The sequence below is a fragment of the Chitinivibrionia bacterium genome (genome assembly GCA_009779925.1).
GTDB lineage: Bacteria > Fibrobacterota > Chitinivibrionia > Chitinivibrionales > Chitinivibrionaceae > WRFX01.
On sequence record WRAZ01000014.1, the window covers coordinates 13,082 to 30,848 of the forward strand.

Genomic DNA, 17,767 nt, shown 5'->3' on the forward strand with positions numbered 1-17,767 from the left:
ATGAGGAACTGCTATAAAAAAGCGTTTCGCCTGAAAAAACAGAAAGAAATCGCAAGTCTTGTGCGTAATGCGCAACGAAATGATTGCGGTTTTTTTGTTGTTGTGTATGAAAAGAATGGCTTGGCGCAAGACAGGTTTAATGTTTTGGTGTCAAGAAGAAACGGTGGTGCGGTTGAGAGAGTCCGCATAAAAAGGATTTACAGAGAAGCATACATCAACACGCCTGTTGTGAGCGATGGAAGCTTCTACGATATTTTGGTGCGACCTGCCGTAAGCAAACAGCACGAATTCGGAGAAATCCTGAAACTTTACGGGAAATGGCGCAATGAGACGATTAAAAACGATTGTGGCAAATTCGCTTTACTTTCTGATACAGTTTGTTAAACAAATTTTTGGTATGCCGAGCGGAACTTGTCGGCACATCCCGACTTGTTCGCAATTCGCGCGCGAAGCTATTATCGAACTTCCGTTGCATTTGGCGGTATTGCGAATTTTGGGGCGGCTTTTGCGTTGCAATCCACTTGGAACTTATGGATTTGACCCTGTAATCAAAACAGAAAAAATTTATTCAAAGGAAAAATAAATGAAAAAAGAAACACTGCTTGGCTTTGCCATACTTATCGCGGGATTTTGGTTTTTTAATTCTCCGCATTACTATCGACTAATCGGACAACCCTTTCCGTTTGACGCACAAACACAGCAAGCGGAGGCGCAACAAACGCAACAAAACCTGATTGACGAACTTCGTGCGCAGGCGGATATTGTTGTAAGGCAAGAGCAAGAACGCGCTCTTTTATATATAAGCGAAAGTTCGGACGATGAATACGCAGACAGCGTTGAAGTTATAGCGCCGCCGAGGCAAATAATCCTTGAAAACAATGTTCTGCGATTGACAATCGACGAAATCGGAGCGAGAATAACCTCTGCGCAAGCATTAGACTTTACTTACGGAAGAGGGCATAAAAGAGAGGGCGAAACAGTCGAAATTATTTCTGACACAAATATCGGAATTATGACTACCGCAATAGGTCCCAACGACTTATCGCGAACAAGATTTTTCTTTGATGAAGAAGAGTCAAACGAAAGCAGGGCGATTTTTACGTCGCTCCTCAATGGTGAAACGGTGCGTAAAGTTTTTGAGTTAAACGAGAATTCCCACCTTGTAAATTTCAGAAAGCAGTCGGATTTGCTTGCTCAGCAGGCAAGTTTTGTGGCGCTTAAGGGCGGTGTTGCCGAAAGCGAAAGCGACGACGATCGTTCGCCGCCGTTTAGCGAAAGATACATAACAATAGCCTCGGATGGCAACAAAATAGAACGCCTTACGGTCGGAAGAGCGGAAACGCGCGAAAGGTCGGGGCTTTTTGATTGGGTTGCGCTCAATTCAAAATATTTTATGTTTGCGCTGATACCGCACGACAGAGTAAATCGCGACTTAACTATTTCGTCATTTGTCATAAACGAGCGTGCAAAAGTCGAGGGAATAAACATAAATTATGCGTTTGAATTCGGCAAAAATCCTCCTCGCGGCGCAAATCTCAGAGACGACAACTATGTCGAATACACAGTGTTTATAGGACCTTCTCGCCATTCTTATTTAACGGAAGCGGGTGTGGGCTTGGAAAGAACGCTTTTTAGAGGCTACGGTTGGTTTTTCCGCGCAGACTTGTGGTTTCCGCCCTTATGTGAAGGGGTTTTGTGGTTTTTGAACTTCTTCGGAAAACTTGTCGGAGACTATGGTATTTCAATCCTTTTATTGACGCTTTTGCTTAAAATCGTGACATTCCCGCTTTCGCAGGCTAGCATAAATTCTATGGCGGCAATGCAGGTATTGCAACCAAAAATCCAAGATATTCAGAAAAAATATAAGGATAACAAGCAGCTTCAACAGCAAAAAATTCTTGAATTATATCAGAGCGAGGGCATAAATCCGTTGGCAAGTTTGGGCGGTTGCATTCCGTTGCTTGTCCAAATGCCGATAATGATTGCGCTCTTTATTGTTTTGCGCAAGGCGGTGGAACTTCGCGGTGAAACGACGTTCTTTTTGCCGTGGGTACACGATTTATCGTCGGCGGAAGTACTTTTCAGGCTGCCGTTTACAATTCCGTTCTATGGCGATAACTTCGCAATTTTACCGATTGCTATGGCAGGGCTTATGTTTGTGCAAAACAAAATGACGATAAAAGACCCCAACCAAATCGCTATGGTTTATCTGATGCCTGTAATAATGCTTGTGATGTTTAACAACTTCCCTGCAGGTCTTACGCTTTACTTCGGTTTCTCAAGCTTGTTGCAGATAATTCAGCAAAAGTTTTTCGTAAAAAAGCCTGTTGTGTCGCAAGCAGTGGTAGTTGATACCACAAAAGGTAAGAAAAAATGAGCAAGCAAATCCGAAATCTTCTCCTGACAGCGTTTGAAGAAGATTTCGGCGCCGACGGCGATATTACGACCAACGCAATTTTTAACGAAGACAAAAAAGTTTGCGCGCAAATAAAATCCAAAGAAAACGGTATTCTTTCGGGCGCAAAATTCATAGCGCCCGCCTTTGAAGCATTAGACGAAAACTGTAAAGTACGCGTTCTTAAAACAGACGGCGACAAACTTGAAGCCGGAACGGTAATCGCCGAAATAGACGGCGGAATAAGAGGAATTCTTGCGGGGGAGCGCACTGTTCTTAATTTATTGCAAAGATTTTCGGGAATTGCAACCGCGACAAATAAACTAGTGCAAAAAATCGCCCACACAAACGCCAAAATTCTTGATACGCGAAAAACAACCGCGGGGCTTCGCGCTTTTGAAAAGGAGGCGGTTGTTCACGGCGGCGGGGTAAATCATCGTTTCGGGCTTTTTGATATGATACTTATTAAAGACACGCACGTGTTTGCGGCAGGCGGTCCCGACCTTGCAGTAAAAAAAGTGCAAGAAAAATACGCAAAATCTTTACGAACGCCGAAAATTGAAGTGGAAGTGCAAAGTTTGCAGGAATTCAAAAAAGCGCTCTCGGTAAATCCAAACAGAATTATGCTTGATAATATGTCGCTTTTCGATATGAAAACTGCCGTAGAACAAAGAAATAAACTTTCGTCGCTTTGCAAAATTGAGGCGAGCGGCAATGTAAATGAAGACACAATATCACAAATAGCTGAAACCGGTGTGGACTTTATATCGGTCGGAGCCATCACACATTCGGTAAAATCACTTGACATACACTTGAAAATAGTGTGATGTTTAAGGAAAATTCTTGTAAAATATGTGAAAATATGCCAAAAATGCAAGAAAAAACAAAAAAATGATGCTTTTGTGCTTTTTTTGTAGTATTTACGTATGAGCATATATTATATTAAACCTGTGTTTTTAATAAAAATTTTAATTTTTGTGTTTAGGGGGTATCCTGTGGCTAAATTATTTCTTGCATTGATTTTTTCAGCAGCATTTTTGTTGGTCGCCTGTGGCGGCAAAAACAACCAAACGGCAATGCCGGCAGATGGTGTAGAGGTTGTAGAAGTAGTACTTATTGAAGAAGCGGTTGACGATGAAGTTGACTACGCTGTAGAAGAGTACGAAGCAGAGCTTGCGGAAGCAGAAGAAATCGAAGTTGAAGCTGCTTACGAAGCTACTGAAGAGTAAGTGAATTTGCGCCGGAAAAAATCTTTTCGGCGTATTTTGTTTTAGATTTGAAACGAAATTGGGTTTAATGTTTAATTTTTTTTTAAGGGGTATTATTATGAAAAAATTCTTAGTTGTGCTTATAGCGGCGTTGTTTGCGCTTATTGCTTTTGCTTGCAGAGGAAATGACAACCAAGCAGCACCTGCAGTTGTGGAAACAATTGAGGTCGTTGAAGTTGTTGAATACGACGCAGACGGCGAAGAAGAAATCGTTGAAGAAAACGCATACGAAGCAGATGCAGAATAATTTTTCAGCGTAGCGAAAATATAAAATGGGAAGGAAGAAATTCTTTCCCTTTTATATTTATACTTTATATGGCAATTTAATTTGTTGCAGGCGTATTGAATGCGCTCTGAGAAACCGTAATCTCGTGGAGTAGAGCGTATGCGATGCGCCTGCAACAAATTAAATTAGCTGTCTTTCTTATTTTTGGCACAATTCTTGAAATTCGCACAGACGGCAAAAATTAGGTCTTTGGCATTTCTCGAAAATTTCTGTTGCCTGCGGTAAGTTTTCTTCTACATTCGAGCAATATGCCTGCATTTCTTTTGTTTCTTTCGCTACGATTTCGGCAAAATCATCAAGTTCTTTGTCGCATACGGTTAATTTAAGTTCGTCATAAGCACCGTTTACATAAACGGCTTTTGGGAGAATATCGCTTGCTTTTAGTTGCTCCGACAAAGTTTTTGCCGCTACCGCATAGCCTAAAAGTTGTTTTTTATGTCTCGCTTCGTCTTTTTGCCCTGTTTTCCAATCTACAATGTGAATTTTATCGTCTTTTATGAAAATGAAGTCCATTTTGCAATATGCTTTAAGTCCTCCGATTTTTGTTTCGCCGAAGTATTTTTTACCGTTCATTTTACTGCCTGCTTCAACGAGCCAAAGTTTTCTTTCGTTTGTGTCTATTGATTTTATCCATTCAAAAGTCGGCGAATTCAGAAAAATTTCGACGCACGACTTTATTTTCGCGCAGATTTGAGCGAAATCAACCTCTGCGGTACCGTAATATTTCTCAAAAAACACCTTTTGTGAAAGTTTGTTAAGGCATAAATTGTCAATAAAAGCGAAAAGTTTTTCTTTATTTATCGGCGCGTTGCTTTCTTGCATTCGCTCTAAAAAGACTTCCATAATGTCGTGATAAAGATTTCCGACTTCAAGCGGAACGGATGTAAGATTTTTCAAATTCTTGATTTTGTATTCCAAATTGCCGAAGGATTTAGGATAATACGAGTACAAATACTTGCGTTTGCACGAACAAAAAAGGTCGTAGCGTGAATTTGACCAACCCAAGATTTTAGTGAACGGGTAATCGGCAAAGCGTAAATTTATCATAGTTTATCCTTTTTGAAAGTCAATCCTTCTTTTTTCGCCAAATTTATCGCGTCTTTACTTCCCAAGACGGTTTTTTGCGCGTTCTTTGCGCTCTCGATTATTATGTCAATGTTGTGCTTAATGCTGTTTTCATCGGCATTCAAAATCGCTTCTCTTATTTTTTGTTCGTCTTCGTTGGTGTATTCGCAAAGGTGGTCGAATAGCTCATTTCTCGTTTTTACGGCAGGGCTTTTCGGCGCGTCTGCACCGCCTATTACAGACGGAATGGCGCGGTCTATTATTTCTTGTGAAATCGGATTTTGCGATAGTGATTTTGCAAAATTATCAAATGTTTTTGAAATATTCGGGTCTCTGAAAGAGCCGAAAGCAAATATCCCCGCGACTTGATTAAAGCTACAAAATCCGCCGTATGCTCCGCCTTCCACGCGAATTTTATCCCACAGATACCCCTTTGCCAAAATTTGTGAAAGCAGTTTAACTTCGCCTACAAACTTGTGTTCGCAGTTTTGGAGTTCAAACGCTTTTGCCGCATAATTTACCGAAGACGGAATTTCGAGTGCGTATATTTCGGAAATTTGTTTTATCTGTAAATTTTGAGGTGTCAATTCGATTTTTTTCTCAAAAGAAGGAATTTTCACGACAAATTCTTCCAGTTGACCGACAAATCCGTTTTCATTGCAAGATGTTGAAATAGTCAGCCCTTGCGAATTTATGAGAATAGAGTGAATTTCTTGCAGTTTTGCTAAAATTTCTTTCTCTTTATTACGCAGATTTTTCAAAAATTTGTAAAGTCCGATACCGTCAATTCTGTGTTTTATTGCATTGGCAGTTGAAAAGCGCGCCGCCGCGTTCATAATCGCGTGAGTATGCCCGTGTTGAATTATGTCCTCAAAAATACCGTTTTTGGTTTCGTTTATTACGTTTTTTATTAGTTTTGTGTCGCTGAAATCCGCCTCAAAAAGCGTTCTTGACAGGCAATTTAAGGTTTGCGGTATGTTTTTTTCGAGCGTTTTTACTCCAAAAGAGTTTTGGATGACAACGGGAGCGTTTCTGTTGTAAGAAGCCGAAATTATCGGGTCAGACCAAAATCCGCCCGAATGCAATTTCCACTGCTTTGCCGTTTCGGCGGCAGATAAACCGCCTGCGCCGCAACGTCCTAAATAGTCGGTGTAAAGCGGAAAATATTCAAGAAGATGGTTCGGAATTACCGAAAAATCGAAGGACAAATTTAAGTAGAAAACCCCGCCTGTAAAAATGGGCGAATGCAACCATTTTACTGCACCTATTTGGCTTTTTTCAGTCGGGATAATTTCGCCTTTTGTCGGAATATCGCTTTTTTTCAATAGCGGAATGCACGACAATTCTTGAGATGTATGCTCTCTTTGTTGATAATCGTTAAGTTCTTTTGTGAATTTGGCAAATGATTGTAAATCGGTTTTTGTGAAATCCGCCGACAATTTTTTTGCCTGCTCGCGAGATAATTTTCCGAGATTATCTCCCATTTTTGCGCTTGCCTCTGTGATTAACAGCAGTTCGTTTTTATTTTTCAACGTTAATTCTTCGAGTAAGTTTTCGAGGTAGCGCGGTTTTTCGGTGATGTTTTTGCGGAGTTGCGCAAACTGCTCTTCAAACTGCAAAAATCGGACGGGGTCGCAGTCGTAAATCCAAAATTTGTAAATTCTTGTGGCGAAACTCAGCGGATACGAGGCGTCGCCGCCGATTTCTCGTATCTTGAATTCCATTTGTCTTAAGATGCCTTCGATTGCTTCTTTGTCAAAGCCGTTCTCTGCTTCTTTTTTTATTGTGCTCTTAATTAAATCCACAATTTTTTCGGCGTTTTTCGGCTTGGTTTTTTTTAGTCCCACAACAAATGAAACAGCATAAAGTTCGGTTTCTATACCCGATAAATCGTCAATGTCTTCGCCTAAATCGCTGTCTAAAAGCGCTTTTTTGAGCGGTGCATTTTCGCCCGAAAGCAGATAACTCGACAAAACTTTCAACTCCAATGTGTTTGCTTCATTTTTTTGTTTTTCGCGCCAAATCCAAGATAAAAGCACCGTGGCTGTGCCGTTGTCTTCCTTTGAGGAGGGCGCCGAAATATGAATTTTTTGTGGTTTTTCAAAGTTTTTTTGCGGCAAAATCTGCGAATTAACTTTTAATTCGTCAAAATTTTTCAGATAGTTATCGTTTAGTCGTTCAAGAGACTCTTTAGAATTTATATTTCCGTAAAGCACAATAAAACTGTTGCTCGGGTGATAATATTTTTGGTGAAAGTTCTTAAAGTTTTCGTAAGTCAGTTCGGGAATATGCTTTGGGTCGCCGCCCGATTCAAAAAAATATGTTGTATCCGGAAAAAGTCCCGAATATAAATTTTTTCCGACGAAACTGTTGAAATCTGAAAACACGCCTTTCATTTCGTTATACACAATTCCTTTTATTGAGACATCGCTTTTGTCGGCGTTTTCGTTTTCCACGTCAAAATGCCAACCTTCCTGTGCAAAGGTATATTCGCTTAAAACAGGATTAAAAACAGCGTCGCAATAAACGTCGGTCAAATTGAAAAAATCGGCGGGGACTTGTGATGAAACGGGATAAATAGTGCGGTCGGGATAGGTCATTGCGTTCAAAAAAGTGTACATTGAACTTTTGAGAAGTTCCTTAAACGGGTCTTTCAGCGGGTATTTCTTTGAGCCTGCCAAGACTGCGTGTTCCAAAATATGAGGTACTCCCGTATGGTCAAAAACGGGTGTGCGAAATCCAATCGAAAAAAGGTTGTTTTTGTCGTCGTTATACCAATGAACGCATTTCGCCTTTGTTTTTTGATGTTCAAAAATGTATGCTACGCTGTTTCTTTCTTTGATTTCGCGGACTTCGTTGCACAAAAAACCGCCGACAACGTCGCCTTCTTTGATGTCTTGAAAATTTGCCAAAATCTAAATCCTCTCTTTTGTTTGATATGTTTTGAGGGAAAATACTATTTTGGCGCAACCGAAAGTAAAAACAGCAGTGTTTTGGGGTAAAAAAATCTGCCGTTTTTTAGAACGAAATCGTCACTTCCATTCCGAAGTTGGTGTTGTGGCTTAAGTTTTCGCTCCTGCCTCTTATGTTGCGGACTAAATTGTAGAACACCCGTGCGTCCACGTTTCTTGTCAGGCGGTATGTCATTTGCGGGCTTATGCTGACGGATATATCGTCGTATCTTTGGTCTTCGCCTGTTCTTTGTTGGAGGATGGGGTTGTCGTGCGAGACTTTGGTGTATCTTATTGAGAGCGAATAATCCATATCGCCGTTAATTTCTATGATTTGGTCTCTGAAAATTCGCATTGTCCGACCTCTTCGCCCCGGGACGTGATAACTTGCATTCCAAGTGTTTTGCGTGGTTTTTCTTTCGGTCAGCTGGGTTAGCTCTCTTGACCATAAATTATCGTTGTTGGACTCGCGGGTATGTGTTGTATCGAAGCCCAAATCGAGTTGGTAAGTAAAGCCGAGACCTATTCTTCTGAGGCGGAGGTTTGTCCTCAAAAGCGGCGTAAATCCCCAAGCTATGGTACTGTTTTCTTCTAATCTGACGTCTTTAACGCCCGATATTCTTTCGGTTCTTCTGAATGAATATCCCCAATCGACGCGGAAAGTCGAGAAGTTTTGATTTACCACTTCCAATTGTTCAAATGCCGAACTGCTTAGTCCGAAGCGAAGATCCGGGTATGTTATGGTTGTATCGAAGCGTTCGGGTATCGGGGTAATGTTATATTCTCTTCTCCAGCCGAGAGAAATTGTATTTACCGAAATTTCTACGGGTTGCGGTATCCTCATTGCGGTCGAAACCGTGTAATTTTGCGAGGTTCTTCGGGTGTCGGCGGCGTTTCCTTGCGTTGCGTTTTCGTCCCACCAATCGTTTCTGTTTTGCACTCCGCCGAACGCTCCCGCGTCATCCATATTTCCTGTGATAAAATCGCCCAAAGAACGGTTGAAAACACCAAACGAATAAAGCATAAATCTGCCTGTGTGGCGGTCAAGCCTGTGGTCGAGGTATTCCATATCGAGGCGATGATTTGTCAGGTTCATAGAAGCGCCGTAATTAAAGTTTACGCTTTCAAAACCGAAAGTTTCAAAGCCGCTTGCTATGCTTGACATTGCATTTGAAAATCCTTCGCGCTCTCTTGCTCGTCGAGAAATATCTTCAAAAAGACGTCTCGTAAAAAGTTGAGTATTTACGGTAAAGCCGCTTGTAATGTTTGTGCGCATAAAAGTAGAGTCATTGTCAAATTCCATATTTTGTACGTAATTTCCCGTAGAATTGGACGAAATTCTGAGCCAGCGAGTTATTTCGGGCGTAAGTGAAAGTTGAATACCTTGGTCTCGTCCGTGTTCGCTGAAAAGTACGTTGTAAGGACCAAATTCTCTATCCAAGCTTAAAACCGCTTCTCGCGCAAAGTTTGAAACGCCGCTGTTGTCCCAGTCTCGGATAAATCTGTCGAAATTTCTGTTTATGCCGATATTGTAGTTTATGGACACAAACGGATGTATCGGTCTGTGCGTTATGTTCAAACTATGTCGCATTCTCACTTCTTCGGTTGGGCGGGTGCTTATTACATATAAGCCTGCATCCGTCGTATCCATAACGTCTCGTATTGAGGAATATCTTTCGTGCCAATTGTATTCCACGTCGAACAAGCGAAATACAACGCGTTCGGGAAGCAGGTTGAAAGACATATTTTTTATGTTTCTCGAAAGCGTCGAGCTTGTATTTTGGGAGAACGGCTGCCACGAAAGCACTTGCATAACCTCTTGTGAAGGCGAAAAATCGTAGGTCACATCCATAGCGTGGCGTTGGCTTGTAATTATTTCGGCGTGAAATCTGTCGTCAAAGTCGGGTCGGCGAATAAGTTCTCTTTCGTCTTCGGGCATACGTCCCATTCTTGCTAAAGAGTCTCTGAAAGTCATACTGTAATTTACGTCTATTCTGTCGGCGGTAAGACGAGTGCCCACTCTTTCGGAACGCCTGCTTTTTCTGAAGCCTGTGAATGCGGTTCTGCTTCTTCCGCGCATTTCGTATTCTTCGGATAAAGTGGTGTTGCCTCTTTCGGAACTGCCTGTAATAAATCGCGCAAAATCGCCTCCCATATCACGCAGATTGTCTGCCTCGCCACGCTCGTTTCGCAGGCTTATATCGGAGTTGGGACGAATTTCCGGACGTTCGATTGTCGCTCTTATTTCACCGCCCAAAGGTATGTGTAAGCCGTGCCTGTCGGGAAAAAATCTGTCTAATCGTATGTCGCCGCTCGCTCCCGAACTTAATTGTGTGCGGCTGTCGGAAAGTATGTCATCGTTCATCATTCTGAAACCCGCGTCCTGATACCTGAAATCGAATGAATTACTTATAAAATCCGACCACCTGAAACGCATTGACGCGCGCGCCGCCCATCCCGACCTTTCGCTTATACCTGTCGCTCGAAAGCCGTTTATCCGTATATCGTAGCTTTTTACACTTCCCGAACTGTTTTGGACACCGAAGGCAATCCACGTAATGTTTGAAAGATTGGGCGGAATTCTGGTTTCGGTAAAAACCCTTATATAGTTGCCGTTGATTTCTTTTGTAGTATCTATGCCTACGTGCCTTTCGCCGCGCCTGTTAAACCACGCAAGTTTAAGGTCGGTAAAATCGTCCAGTTCTATTGAAAATCCCGGTCCCCAATCTTGCGTCAGCCGTCGGGTTCTGAATTCGTAAAAAGTCAAAGAATCGGTTCCGAGGCGCAGAATAAACCAACTACTGCTGTCGGCGGTGGCATTGATATTGTTTATACTTCCCAGACTGTCCATAGCCCAAAATCTTATTGCTCTATAATTGGATAAATTCATCGCTTGCGACGCCTCAAATCTTCTGTTTACAAAAACGCTTCTGGGAGTTGGGCTTTGAGCAGGCAAATCTTTGATTTCGAGACGAAGCGTGTAATCCACCGCCTGCTCGCCGTTAATTGTGTCGCGGTTTTTCCCTGACGGCACCGTGTAGCCGATGTGTGTGCGGCTGTCGAGAATACTTGCCGATATAAGCCCCGTGGTTTTTCCTGTACCGCCTTGCACCGAGTCGTAAACTTGCTCTTGCCACAGATTGCCGACAAACTGAATGCCTTCAAATTCCAAAGAATCCGCTTGTGCGTTTACATTTGTAGCCATTTCCGTCCAGAGCATTCTAACGTGTCTTATGGAACGCCAACCGACGTTTTCTAGCCAAAAACCTGCCGCGGGTTCTTGATAGTTTTCTGAGCCCCAGTTTGTACGAACGCTGTCGGGGACAAATCCTATGGGAAGACGAATGCGCACCCAACCGTCGTTGTTGGGATTTACGCCAAAACCTGCAAAAAACGGCGAGCTTTCAATATCTTCCAAGTTAATAATGTATCTGAAAAAAGCGCTGTCCGCTCTTCTCCAGCCGTTGTTGCCGATGTCTTCGCTGTCCACTCGGTCGTTGCCTTGCGTTCCGTTTACAAATCTTCGGTTTTGATGATTATTGTGGTCATAAATTCGCCAGTTATCTCTGCCGGGGTCGTGTCTCCAACCGCCTAAAACATGGTCGCGACTGTCATCTAAACGCGTGTCGCCGTATATCAATCTTTCCCAAACGGGCGCGTTTGTACCGTTTAGTCTCGGAAAACGCCAAAATTCCGAATGGTCGGGCAATCTGTCTAATCCGAGGTCGTTTTCGGCGCTGATGTCGCTTTGTTGGGATTCAAAATCCAAAATTCCGTTCGGCAGACCGCCGTCAAGCGAAATATCTGTCGATACTATACCGAAGTCTATGTTAAGCCTTCCTCTTCCTCTTGGGTTTGCAGTTCTGTCGAGCCTTAGCCAAAACTCAAAATATCGGTCTTCGCTTCTGTTCCAAAGATGTGAAGACAACGGATAAGTTATGCCTGCAAACGGACTGATTAACGACCTTCCCGTAAGCGTACTGTCTTCAGAAATACCTCTGAGCAAATCAGGATTTTGCGGAAACGGCTCTACTACAAGTCGCATAGTGCTTATTCTTTCGTCGTGCACTCGGTTGCCCCAAGATGTTGTAAAATCAGGCGGATAAATCTCATTACGTCCTGCTCTGTTGTCGCCTGTAGCAGGCAAATACCAATATTGATGCCATACGGGAGGGGTTCGCCATATATTGCGCGTATCGTCTTCGTTGCAACTCTGCACCCTTACATCGCACCCGTTTATTGTGTCTGCGCGCATAGCGTTATCGGGCGCGGCTCTGAACCAATTCAGATGTGAAAGGGAAAGCGAAACAGTACGGGCGGCGGTTGAAAAATTGTCTATAAACGCCTCGCCTCCGCCTCCTGCGGCGCTCGTTGCCCGAGAATGCGCTACTTCTATGTTAAAAGTCGCCGAACTTTGCGCCTCTCGTTCAATGAGCGGGATTAAGTTTATAAGCGAAGTCATCCAAAGCGGTGTAAAATCCAAGTTTAGATTGGAAGCGAACAAAAAGCGATTATATGGCTCCGTGCCTACTCGCGGCATCATTCTTTTTGCGTCCATCAATTGCCACATCAAAGTTGTGCTTAAAAACGAATTTCGACCGAGCCCGGGGAAATTAAGGATTGTATTAACTCCGATAAATACCTTTCTGTCGAGCAAAAACAGCGATTCTCTCTGATAACTCACCTCTAAAATGTCGGCGGCGAGAGCCCGCGGCGAAATCAAAACAACCTCTCCGAAACTGTAATCTATAGAGTAATCGATATGCCGTTGCAAAGTGTCGCCTGCCTGCGTCCAAATCCGCTCCGAATTTTCTACAACGCCGAAATCCAAGTGAAATCTTTCGCTTCTCCGTTTGCTTTCGGTGACTATTCTGAAATGTGCGGGCGGAGGATTTGTTCTGTTAAAATCATCGTAAATCTCGAAATTTACGTTCGGCACTTCATTTCTGTATAGTGAGGGGTTGGTGAAAACCCAGTTGGGGTTCAGCGAAGCGTCGCCTCTCGTGTCAAACGGCGGAATAAACATAAAGCCGTTTTCCAAGTCGAAAATACGCTGATTGTCTGTTTTCAGAATTCCTCTGTCGTCCGCAAGCCCCAAAATATCGGTAAAAAATCGTATGCTGTCGTTTTGTTCGTGCAATTCTCCGCCTACACTGCGAAAAATTTGCAATCTGAAATCTTCCCGACTGCTTTGTCCGATGTTATAGACGTTTCTCATCATTAAACGACCTCTGTCGAACAGCACGTGGTTAGTGTCGATTATTGCCTCGCGCGGCTTGAGCGTCCAGAAGTTGCTTGCAGGACTGGTTATTGTGTCGCCCTGCGGACTTACGGTTTGGACTGTCGTGTAGTTTTGCCTGCCTTTGGGCGGAATTCGCGGGTCGCCGGAATCCCAAATAATACCTATAATATCGTGGTCGCTGATATGAGTTAAAAACTGGATAACCCCGGGGCGGTCTCTATGTATTATATAGTCGCCGTCTCTGCCGTCGTTGCTTTGTCGCAAACGTCTGAACGTGTGTACTTCTTCGGGGTCGTTTCCGTCAAGAAAACCGAAATGAGGCTCGTCGGGCAGACTGGAGACTCGTCTGAAAACGTGGACATTTTCGGCAATAACCGTCGGAAGGTTTGGGACTGCCGACGGATTGTTTGCGTGCGCCCAAAACAGCGAGTCCAAAAAGAAGAACCGATTTCTGATATATCCGCCTTCAAAAATACTGTCGGTTCGCGGGTCGCCGCTTCTTATTGAGCGCCGCTGGTGTTCAACGTTTTCAATACTTGCTATGGTTGTGATATCGAGCGGACCAAACCTTGAACGAATTCTTATCCCGAACAGGTTGTCGTTGCTACCCGAAGAAAATCCCGCAAGTCCGTGTCCCGGCATCTGAAAGCTCGTTCTGCCGATTTCAACTTCCTGAATAATATCGTCTTCGAGTTCTCCCGGGTATGACTCGCGATAGTGAATTCTGACTTGCGAAAGCTGGTCGCGCGCCTGCTCAAAAAAATCGTAGCCGTGCTGTTCGTCGCCACGCAGGTTAATTTCTAAGGTTAAAAGCCTGCCTACCGTTCCTCTTATGTTAAAATTACTCGTCGGTTTAAATTCGGGAGTGGGGCGGTGCTTTTCGGGGTGCTGGCGCGTTCCCGATATGTTTCTTTGAGCACCTATCAGCAATCTTTGAGTTCCTGTTATGGCAAGTTTCGGCGGCTCTTGTCCCATAATTCTTGTAGCCCAGCGCGGTAAATTGGCAGGGACGGCAAAAGCAAGTCCCGAGCCGTCTGTTGTTCCTCTTGTTGCACGCGCGGCGCGCCCTCTTTCGCGAACAATTTCGTTCCATAAGGATTGGCGTGCGTGGTTTTCAATGTCGCGGAAAAAATCCTCCATTTCGGCATAATGAAAAGACCAAATCGACATACCTGTAAGTTCGTCAATTCTTGTAAAAGTGACCTGTCGGCTTTCAAAATCTATTATAAGTGTGTCGCGCATCATTCGCGGTCGGTTGTTGTCGAGTATGTCCGCGTGAAACTCCAAAAGTGGAGAGCCGCTGTATAAATCGTCAAAAGGATTTCTGAAACTTCCGCTTCCGAAGCCCGATTGCGCCGCCGCCACAGAGACGAACGACATTAAAATCATAAACGACAAAAATATTTTAAGCAAACTTTCGTTCCTTATTTACGCAATAAATTCGTGAGAAAATAATATGTTCACTGAACTTGCCGCAAGTAAAAGCGGTTTAATCGGTGAATTTTAGGAAAAAAGGCAATTGAACGCTCTTTCTGCTGCCTTTTCATTTGAGCATAAATTATTTTATCTCGGAAAAATTAGAAAATTCAGAGGATAAAATGGCAAAATATTTATTGTCGACAATTTTTGTTTTTGTAGTATTTGCCTTTGCGCAAGAATTGTCATTGGAAGAAGAATTACGACTTTTAGGCGGGGATATATTCTTTATCGCCGACCCTCAGCAACAAGACGAAGAGGCGTTAAACGACACCGATACGACAACCGCATTACTCGAAACAGAAGGCGAACAAAACGGCGAATTACAGGCAAATGAAGGCGACGACGGCGGTATGCAGGCATATCGCGGTTCACGAGGACCGGGCGGTCCGGGTTTCACAGGATTTTCTCCGATGCAAGGCGGGCGCGGCGGCGGTGGCGGCGGCGATACGGACACGACTGATACGCCGAGAGTTTCGGTTTTTGATACGGCAATCGTTATGTCGGAGCGTTCCATTGACTTTGCGCGCAATGTAGCGGAGTATCGTAATCCGCAAAGAGCGCTTCTCTTCTCGCTTTTAGTTCCCGGGCTCGGGCAGGTGTATAACAGAGATTTTGTTCGCGCGGGAATTTACGCCGCCGCAGAAGTAGGATTTATAATCGGCGCGGTTTATTTTCGCAGAGATTCGCGAAGATTACGAAACGAAGCGCACAGACACGCCGACAGATATTTTGACAGCGAGCGTTTGAGGCAATTTTATACGGAAATCGGAATAATAGCTCAAGGAAATCACGACGATTTTCCTCAAATTCCCAATGATACCATAACAATCGGTCAGCGAATTTTCGGACCGATAATTACCACCAACGACCCGACTGTTGCTGTTAATACATTTATGCAAATGGTGCAAGACGACTATTACGGCAACGATTTTGGAGCGGGAAGCAATTTTGGCGTTCGCGGTTGGAATGACGTAAATCCGCAAGATTACGGTCAGGTTAGTTTTAGTCCGGACGGGAGTTTTAACCTTATCAGTACGGGTGGTTTGTTTATATCTTGGGATGGCGGAAGTTTTTTCGGCACGTCGCAAAATCAACAGGTTTTTCACTCTATTATGGATGACAGCAGAAGACAGCATAATCGCAGTCAGGTTTTTGTCGTCGGAATTTTCGTAAATCACATTGCCGCGGCGACGGACGCATTTATTTCGGCGATTATTCATAACCGTCGTCTGCTTCGCGAAGAAAAAGGCGAGGAGCCGACAAGGGCGCAAGAAATAATAAGCAGAATGTCGATAGAATCAAATATGTTCAGAGACGACATAACAGGCGACTTTACTTCAAGAATGAGTTTAGTATGGCGGTTTTGAAAAAAAAAAGCACAGCGACTGTCTTTGTCGCAATCTTGTTATTCTGCATTCCCGCTTTAAGTGGCGGGTCATCTGCTTCGCAGGAAATATTACTTGATTTACAGAATATTCAGAGAGTACAGCAGGAAAATCGCGGTAAGCCAGATTGGGCGGCGAGCGGGCTAAACCTTCTTGTCCCCGGAGCGGGTTATCTTTATTTAGGCGAAAAAAACACAGCCGCCGCGTTTTTTACTACAGACCTCGTTATTTTCGGAAGTTTTCTTTTTACGCGCCTTACTTCTACACGCCGCTATGAAGCGTCTATCGGATTTGCAAGAATTTATGCGCATACACAAAGCCGCTTGCCTTACGACCACGCATATTGGAGTTATTTAAGCAACAGAAATTTTATGAACATTAACGAATTAAATTGGGCGTTTCAAAACAACCGAGAATTTGACCGTCAATTTATAGAACCAAGCGAATTTTACAGTTGGGACAGTCCCGAAGCCCGCGACCGCTACGCAGAAATGCGCCGCGAAGCAGGAAATTGGCGCACAGCCTCAACCCTAATGCTCGGCACCCTCGCGCTAAACCGTTTAGTCTCTTTTGTCTCCGCCAGAGTAGCCACCAGAAGATACAACGACAGAATGTTCTCCGCTCCGCTACTTGCCCCGACGGCGGATTTGGAGAATAAATCGGTCGGTGTTGTGGTGGTATGGGGGCGGTAATTTCGTTTAAAATATGTAAAAATGGTAGTCGTGTATCATTTTTGCATAAAATACGTTTTTGAGCTCAAATATTCGTCAAAGTCGTATATTAAATATTCGGTTCCTTGCGAATGCAAAACATCATAAAATTCCTCGATGTAATCAAGTAATCCGCTTGTTTGAAACAGAGAAAGCGCCTCTTTTCCCGTAATATTTTTTGCCGCGCGATATTCTTCGATTGCAAATATCACAAACTGCATTACTTCGTTTGACTCGTTTTTACACATCGGGATAATCAACCTTTCCTGTCGCTTTTTCCTGCATAAGCAAGTCAAACAACAAAATCTCGGAATAGTGCCAAATTTTTGTACTCTCGTCTTCGAGTGTTGCAAAAACTTGCGAATTATATATGAATGCCAACGCTTCTCGAAATTTAAGTCCCGTTTCACGCATAAACAGTTTCACAAGACCATTTAGTTTTGTGTACATTATTATTGAATATTTGGGTAGTTGTTTATTTTTCATATAATTTCCGCCCTGCAAAATTTCAAGAATTCGATAGATTTGTCTGTGCAAAACGTCCATTGGTCAAACAAATTTCTAACCTTTAACCGCCTTAACGTTTCACTTTTGGTGTAAGTGCCGTTCAAATAGAGATTTATTACGTTATACACGGTATCGTTTGCAACTGCGCCGATTACCAAATCATACTTTTTGCCTATATATGTATTCGTTCTGTTTTGAGCGACAAAATCAAGCCATTTTTCATCGGCTTTTTCAAATTTTATGTAAGAACATTTTGAGAAAATTTCTTTTTCGTCCATTTCGTAAGTCGATACTGTTCGTTGCCCTTCTTTTTTTCTTTGGACAACATTTTCGGTAAATCGTAGTGCTTGGTCGTAGTTGCTTGTAGTATAAAAACCGTTTCCGAAATCCAATCCGCGAATTCCGATTATTATTTCAGGTTTTTTAACAGCAACATTACTTCCGTGGTATAAAAGCATAAATCACCTCTTTCGTATCTA

The 17,767-nt window shown here is 43.2% G+C and carries 14 protein-coding genes; 8 read left to right on the plus strand and 6 right to left on the minus strand.

Features of this window, described 5'->3' with window-relative positions; translation table 11 throughout:
- From FWE23_05795 to FWE23_05820, 6 genes are all read left to right on the plus strand, one after another.
- Positions 1-384 carry a ribonuclease P protein component gene (locus tag FWE23_05795; protein ID MCL2844945.1) on the plus strand — a complete coding sequence of 128 codons (384 nt, stop codon included), beginning with the start codon at positions 1-3 and terminating at the stop codon, positions 382-384.
- Positions 326-583, plus strand: a complete 258-nt coding sequence (gene yidD / locus FWE23_05800; protein MCL2844946.1) for a membrane protein insertion efficiency factor YidD — start codon at positions 326-328, stop codon at positions 581-583. The genes FWE23_05795 and yidD overlap by 59 nt, the downstream gene beginning before the upstream one ends.
- Positions 584-2,377, plus strand: coding sequence for a membrane protein insertase YidC (gene yidC / locus FWE23_05805; protein ID MCL2844947.1), 1,794 nt, complete (start codon positions 584-586; stop codon positions 2,375-2,377). It abuts the gene before it with no gap.
- A complete protein-coding gene (nadC, locus tag FWE23_05810; protein ID MCL2844948.1) occupies positions 2,374-3,222 on the plus strand; it encodes a carboxylating nicotinate-nucleotide diphosphorylase in 849 nt (282 codons plus the stop codon). The genes yidC and nadC overlap by 4 nt, the downstream gene beginning before the upstream one ends.
- Positions 3,223-3,432: 210 nt before the next feature.
- Entirely contained in the window at positions 3,433-3,624 is a 192-nt protein-coding gene (locus FWE23_05815) for a hypothetical protein (protein ID MCL2844949.1), read from the plus strand.
- A gap of 97 nt (positions 3,625-3,721) precedes the next feature.
- Entirely contained in the window at positions 3,722-3,910 is a 189-nt protein-coding gene (locus tag FWE23_05820) for a hypothetical protein (GenBank protein MCL2844950.1), read from the plus strand.
- Between the two features lie 177 nt (positions 3,911-4,087).
- Here the strand turns inward: FWE23_05820 and FWE23_05825 are convergent, their stop codons facing one another.
- The 3 genes from FWE23_05825 to sprA all read right to left on the minus strand — a co-directional run bounded on the left by FWE23_05825 (position 4,088) and on the right by sprA (position 14,620).
- Complete coding sequence (locus FWE23_05825; protein MCL2844951.1) at positions 4,088-4,996, minus strand: PD-(D/E)XK nuclease family protein; 909 nt, start codon at positions 4,994-4,996, stop codon at positions 4,088-4,090.
- Entirely contained in the window at positions 4,993-7,926 is a 2,934-nt protein-coding gene (locus tag FWE23_05830) for an insulinase family protein (GenBank protein ID MCL2844952.1), read from the minus strand. Before FWE23_05830 ends, FWE23_05825 begins: the two co-directional genes overlap by 4 nt.
- 106 nt (positions 7,927-8,032) lie before the next feature.
- The gene (gene sprA, locus FWE23_05835) at positions 8,033-14,620 is read right to left on the minus strand and encodes a cell surface protein SprA (protein MCL2844953.1); all 6,588 of its coding nucleotides are present in this window, start codon (positions 14,618-14,620) and stop codon (positions 8,033-8,035) included.
- Positions 14,621-14,805: 185 nt separating this feature from the next.
- Here sprA and FWE23_05840 point away from each other — a divergent pair, with 185 nt between their 5' ends.
- Complete coding sequence (locus tag FWE23_05840) at positions 14,806-16,053, plus strand: DUF5683 domain-containing protein (GenBank protein ID MCL2844954.1); 1,248 nt, start codon at positions 14,806-14,808, stop codon at positions 16,051-16,053.
- Complete coding sequence (locus FWE23_05845) at positions 16,041-16,763, plus strand: hypothetical protein (GenBank protein MCL2844955.1); 723 nt, start codon at positions 16,041-16,043, stop codon at positions 16,761-16,763. The genes FWE23_05840 and FWE23_05845 overlap by 13 nt, the downstream gene beginning before the upstream one ends.
- 35 nt (positions 16,764-16,798) lie before the next feature.
- On the opposite strand, the gene FWE23_05850 is transcribed toward FWE23_05845, so the two are convergent.
- The 3 genes from FWE23_05850 to FWE23_05860 are packed head-to-tail and all read right to left on the minus strand — an operon-like array spanning position 16,799 to position 17,746.
- Complete coding sequence (locus tag FWE23_05850; protein MCL2844956.1) at positions 16,799-17,029, minus strand: DUF3791 domain-containing protein; 231 nt, start codon at positions 17,027-17,029, stop codon at positions 16,799-16,801.
- Complete coding sequence (locus FWE23_05855; GenBank protein ID MCL2844957.1) at positions 17,022-17,267, minus strand: hypothetical protein; 246 nt, start codon at positions 17,265-17,267, stop codon at positions 17,022-17,024. The genes FWE23_05850 and FWE23_05855 overlap by 8 nt, the downstream gene beginning before the upstream one ends.
- Entirely contained in the window at positions 17,264-17,746 is a 483-nt protein-coding gene (locus tag FWE23_05860; GenBank protein ID MCL2844958.1) for a DUF3990 domain-containing protein, read from the minus strand. Before FWE23_05860 ends, FWE23_05855 begins: the two co-directional genes overlap by 4 nt.
- Positions 17,747-17,767: the final 21 nt, after the last annotated feature.

Coding starts and splice junctions, on each gene's coding strand:
- FWE23_05795 (MCL2844945.1), top strand. CDS start 1: ATGAGGAACTGCTATAAAAAAGCGTTTCGCCTGAAAAAACAGAAAGAA.
- yidD (MCL2844946.1), top strand. CDS start 326: ATGAGACGATTAAAAACGATTGTGGCAAATTCGCTTTACTTTCTGATA.
- yidC (MCL2844947.1), top strand. CDS start 584: ATGAAAAAAGAAACACTGCTTGGCTTTGCCATACTTATCGCGGGATTT.
- nadC (MCL2844948.1), top strand. CDS start 2,374: ATGAGCAAGCAAATCCGAAATCTTCTCCTGACAGCGTTTGAAGAAGAT.
- FWE23_05820 (MCL2844950.1), top strand. CDS start 3,722: ATGAAAAAATTCTTAGTTGTGCTTATAGCGGCGTTGTTTGCGCTTATT.
- FWE23_05825 (MCL2844951.1), bottom strand. CDS start 4,996: ATGATAAATTTACGCTTTGCCGATTACCCGTTCACTAAAATCTTGGGT.
- FWE23_05840 (MCL2844954.1), top strand. CDS start 14,806: ATGGCAAAATATTTATTGTCGACAATTTTTGTTTTTGTAGTATTTGCC.
- FWE23_05845 (MCL2844955.1), top strand. CDS start 16,041: ATGGCGGTTTTGAAAAAAAAAAGCACAGCGACTGTCTTTGTCGCAATC.
- FWE23_05850 (MCL2844956.1), bottom strand. CDS start 17,029: ATGTGTAAAAACGAGTCAAACGAAGTAATGCAGTTTGTGATATTTGCA.
- FWE23_05855 (MCL2844957.1), bottom strand. CDS start 17,267: ATGAAAAATAAACAACTACCCAAATATTCAATAATAATGTACACAAAA.
- FWE23_05860 (MCL2844958.1), bottom strand. CDS start 17,746: ATGCTTTTATACCACGGAAGTAATGTTGCTGTTAAAAAACCTGAAATA.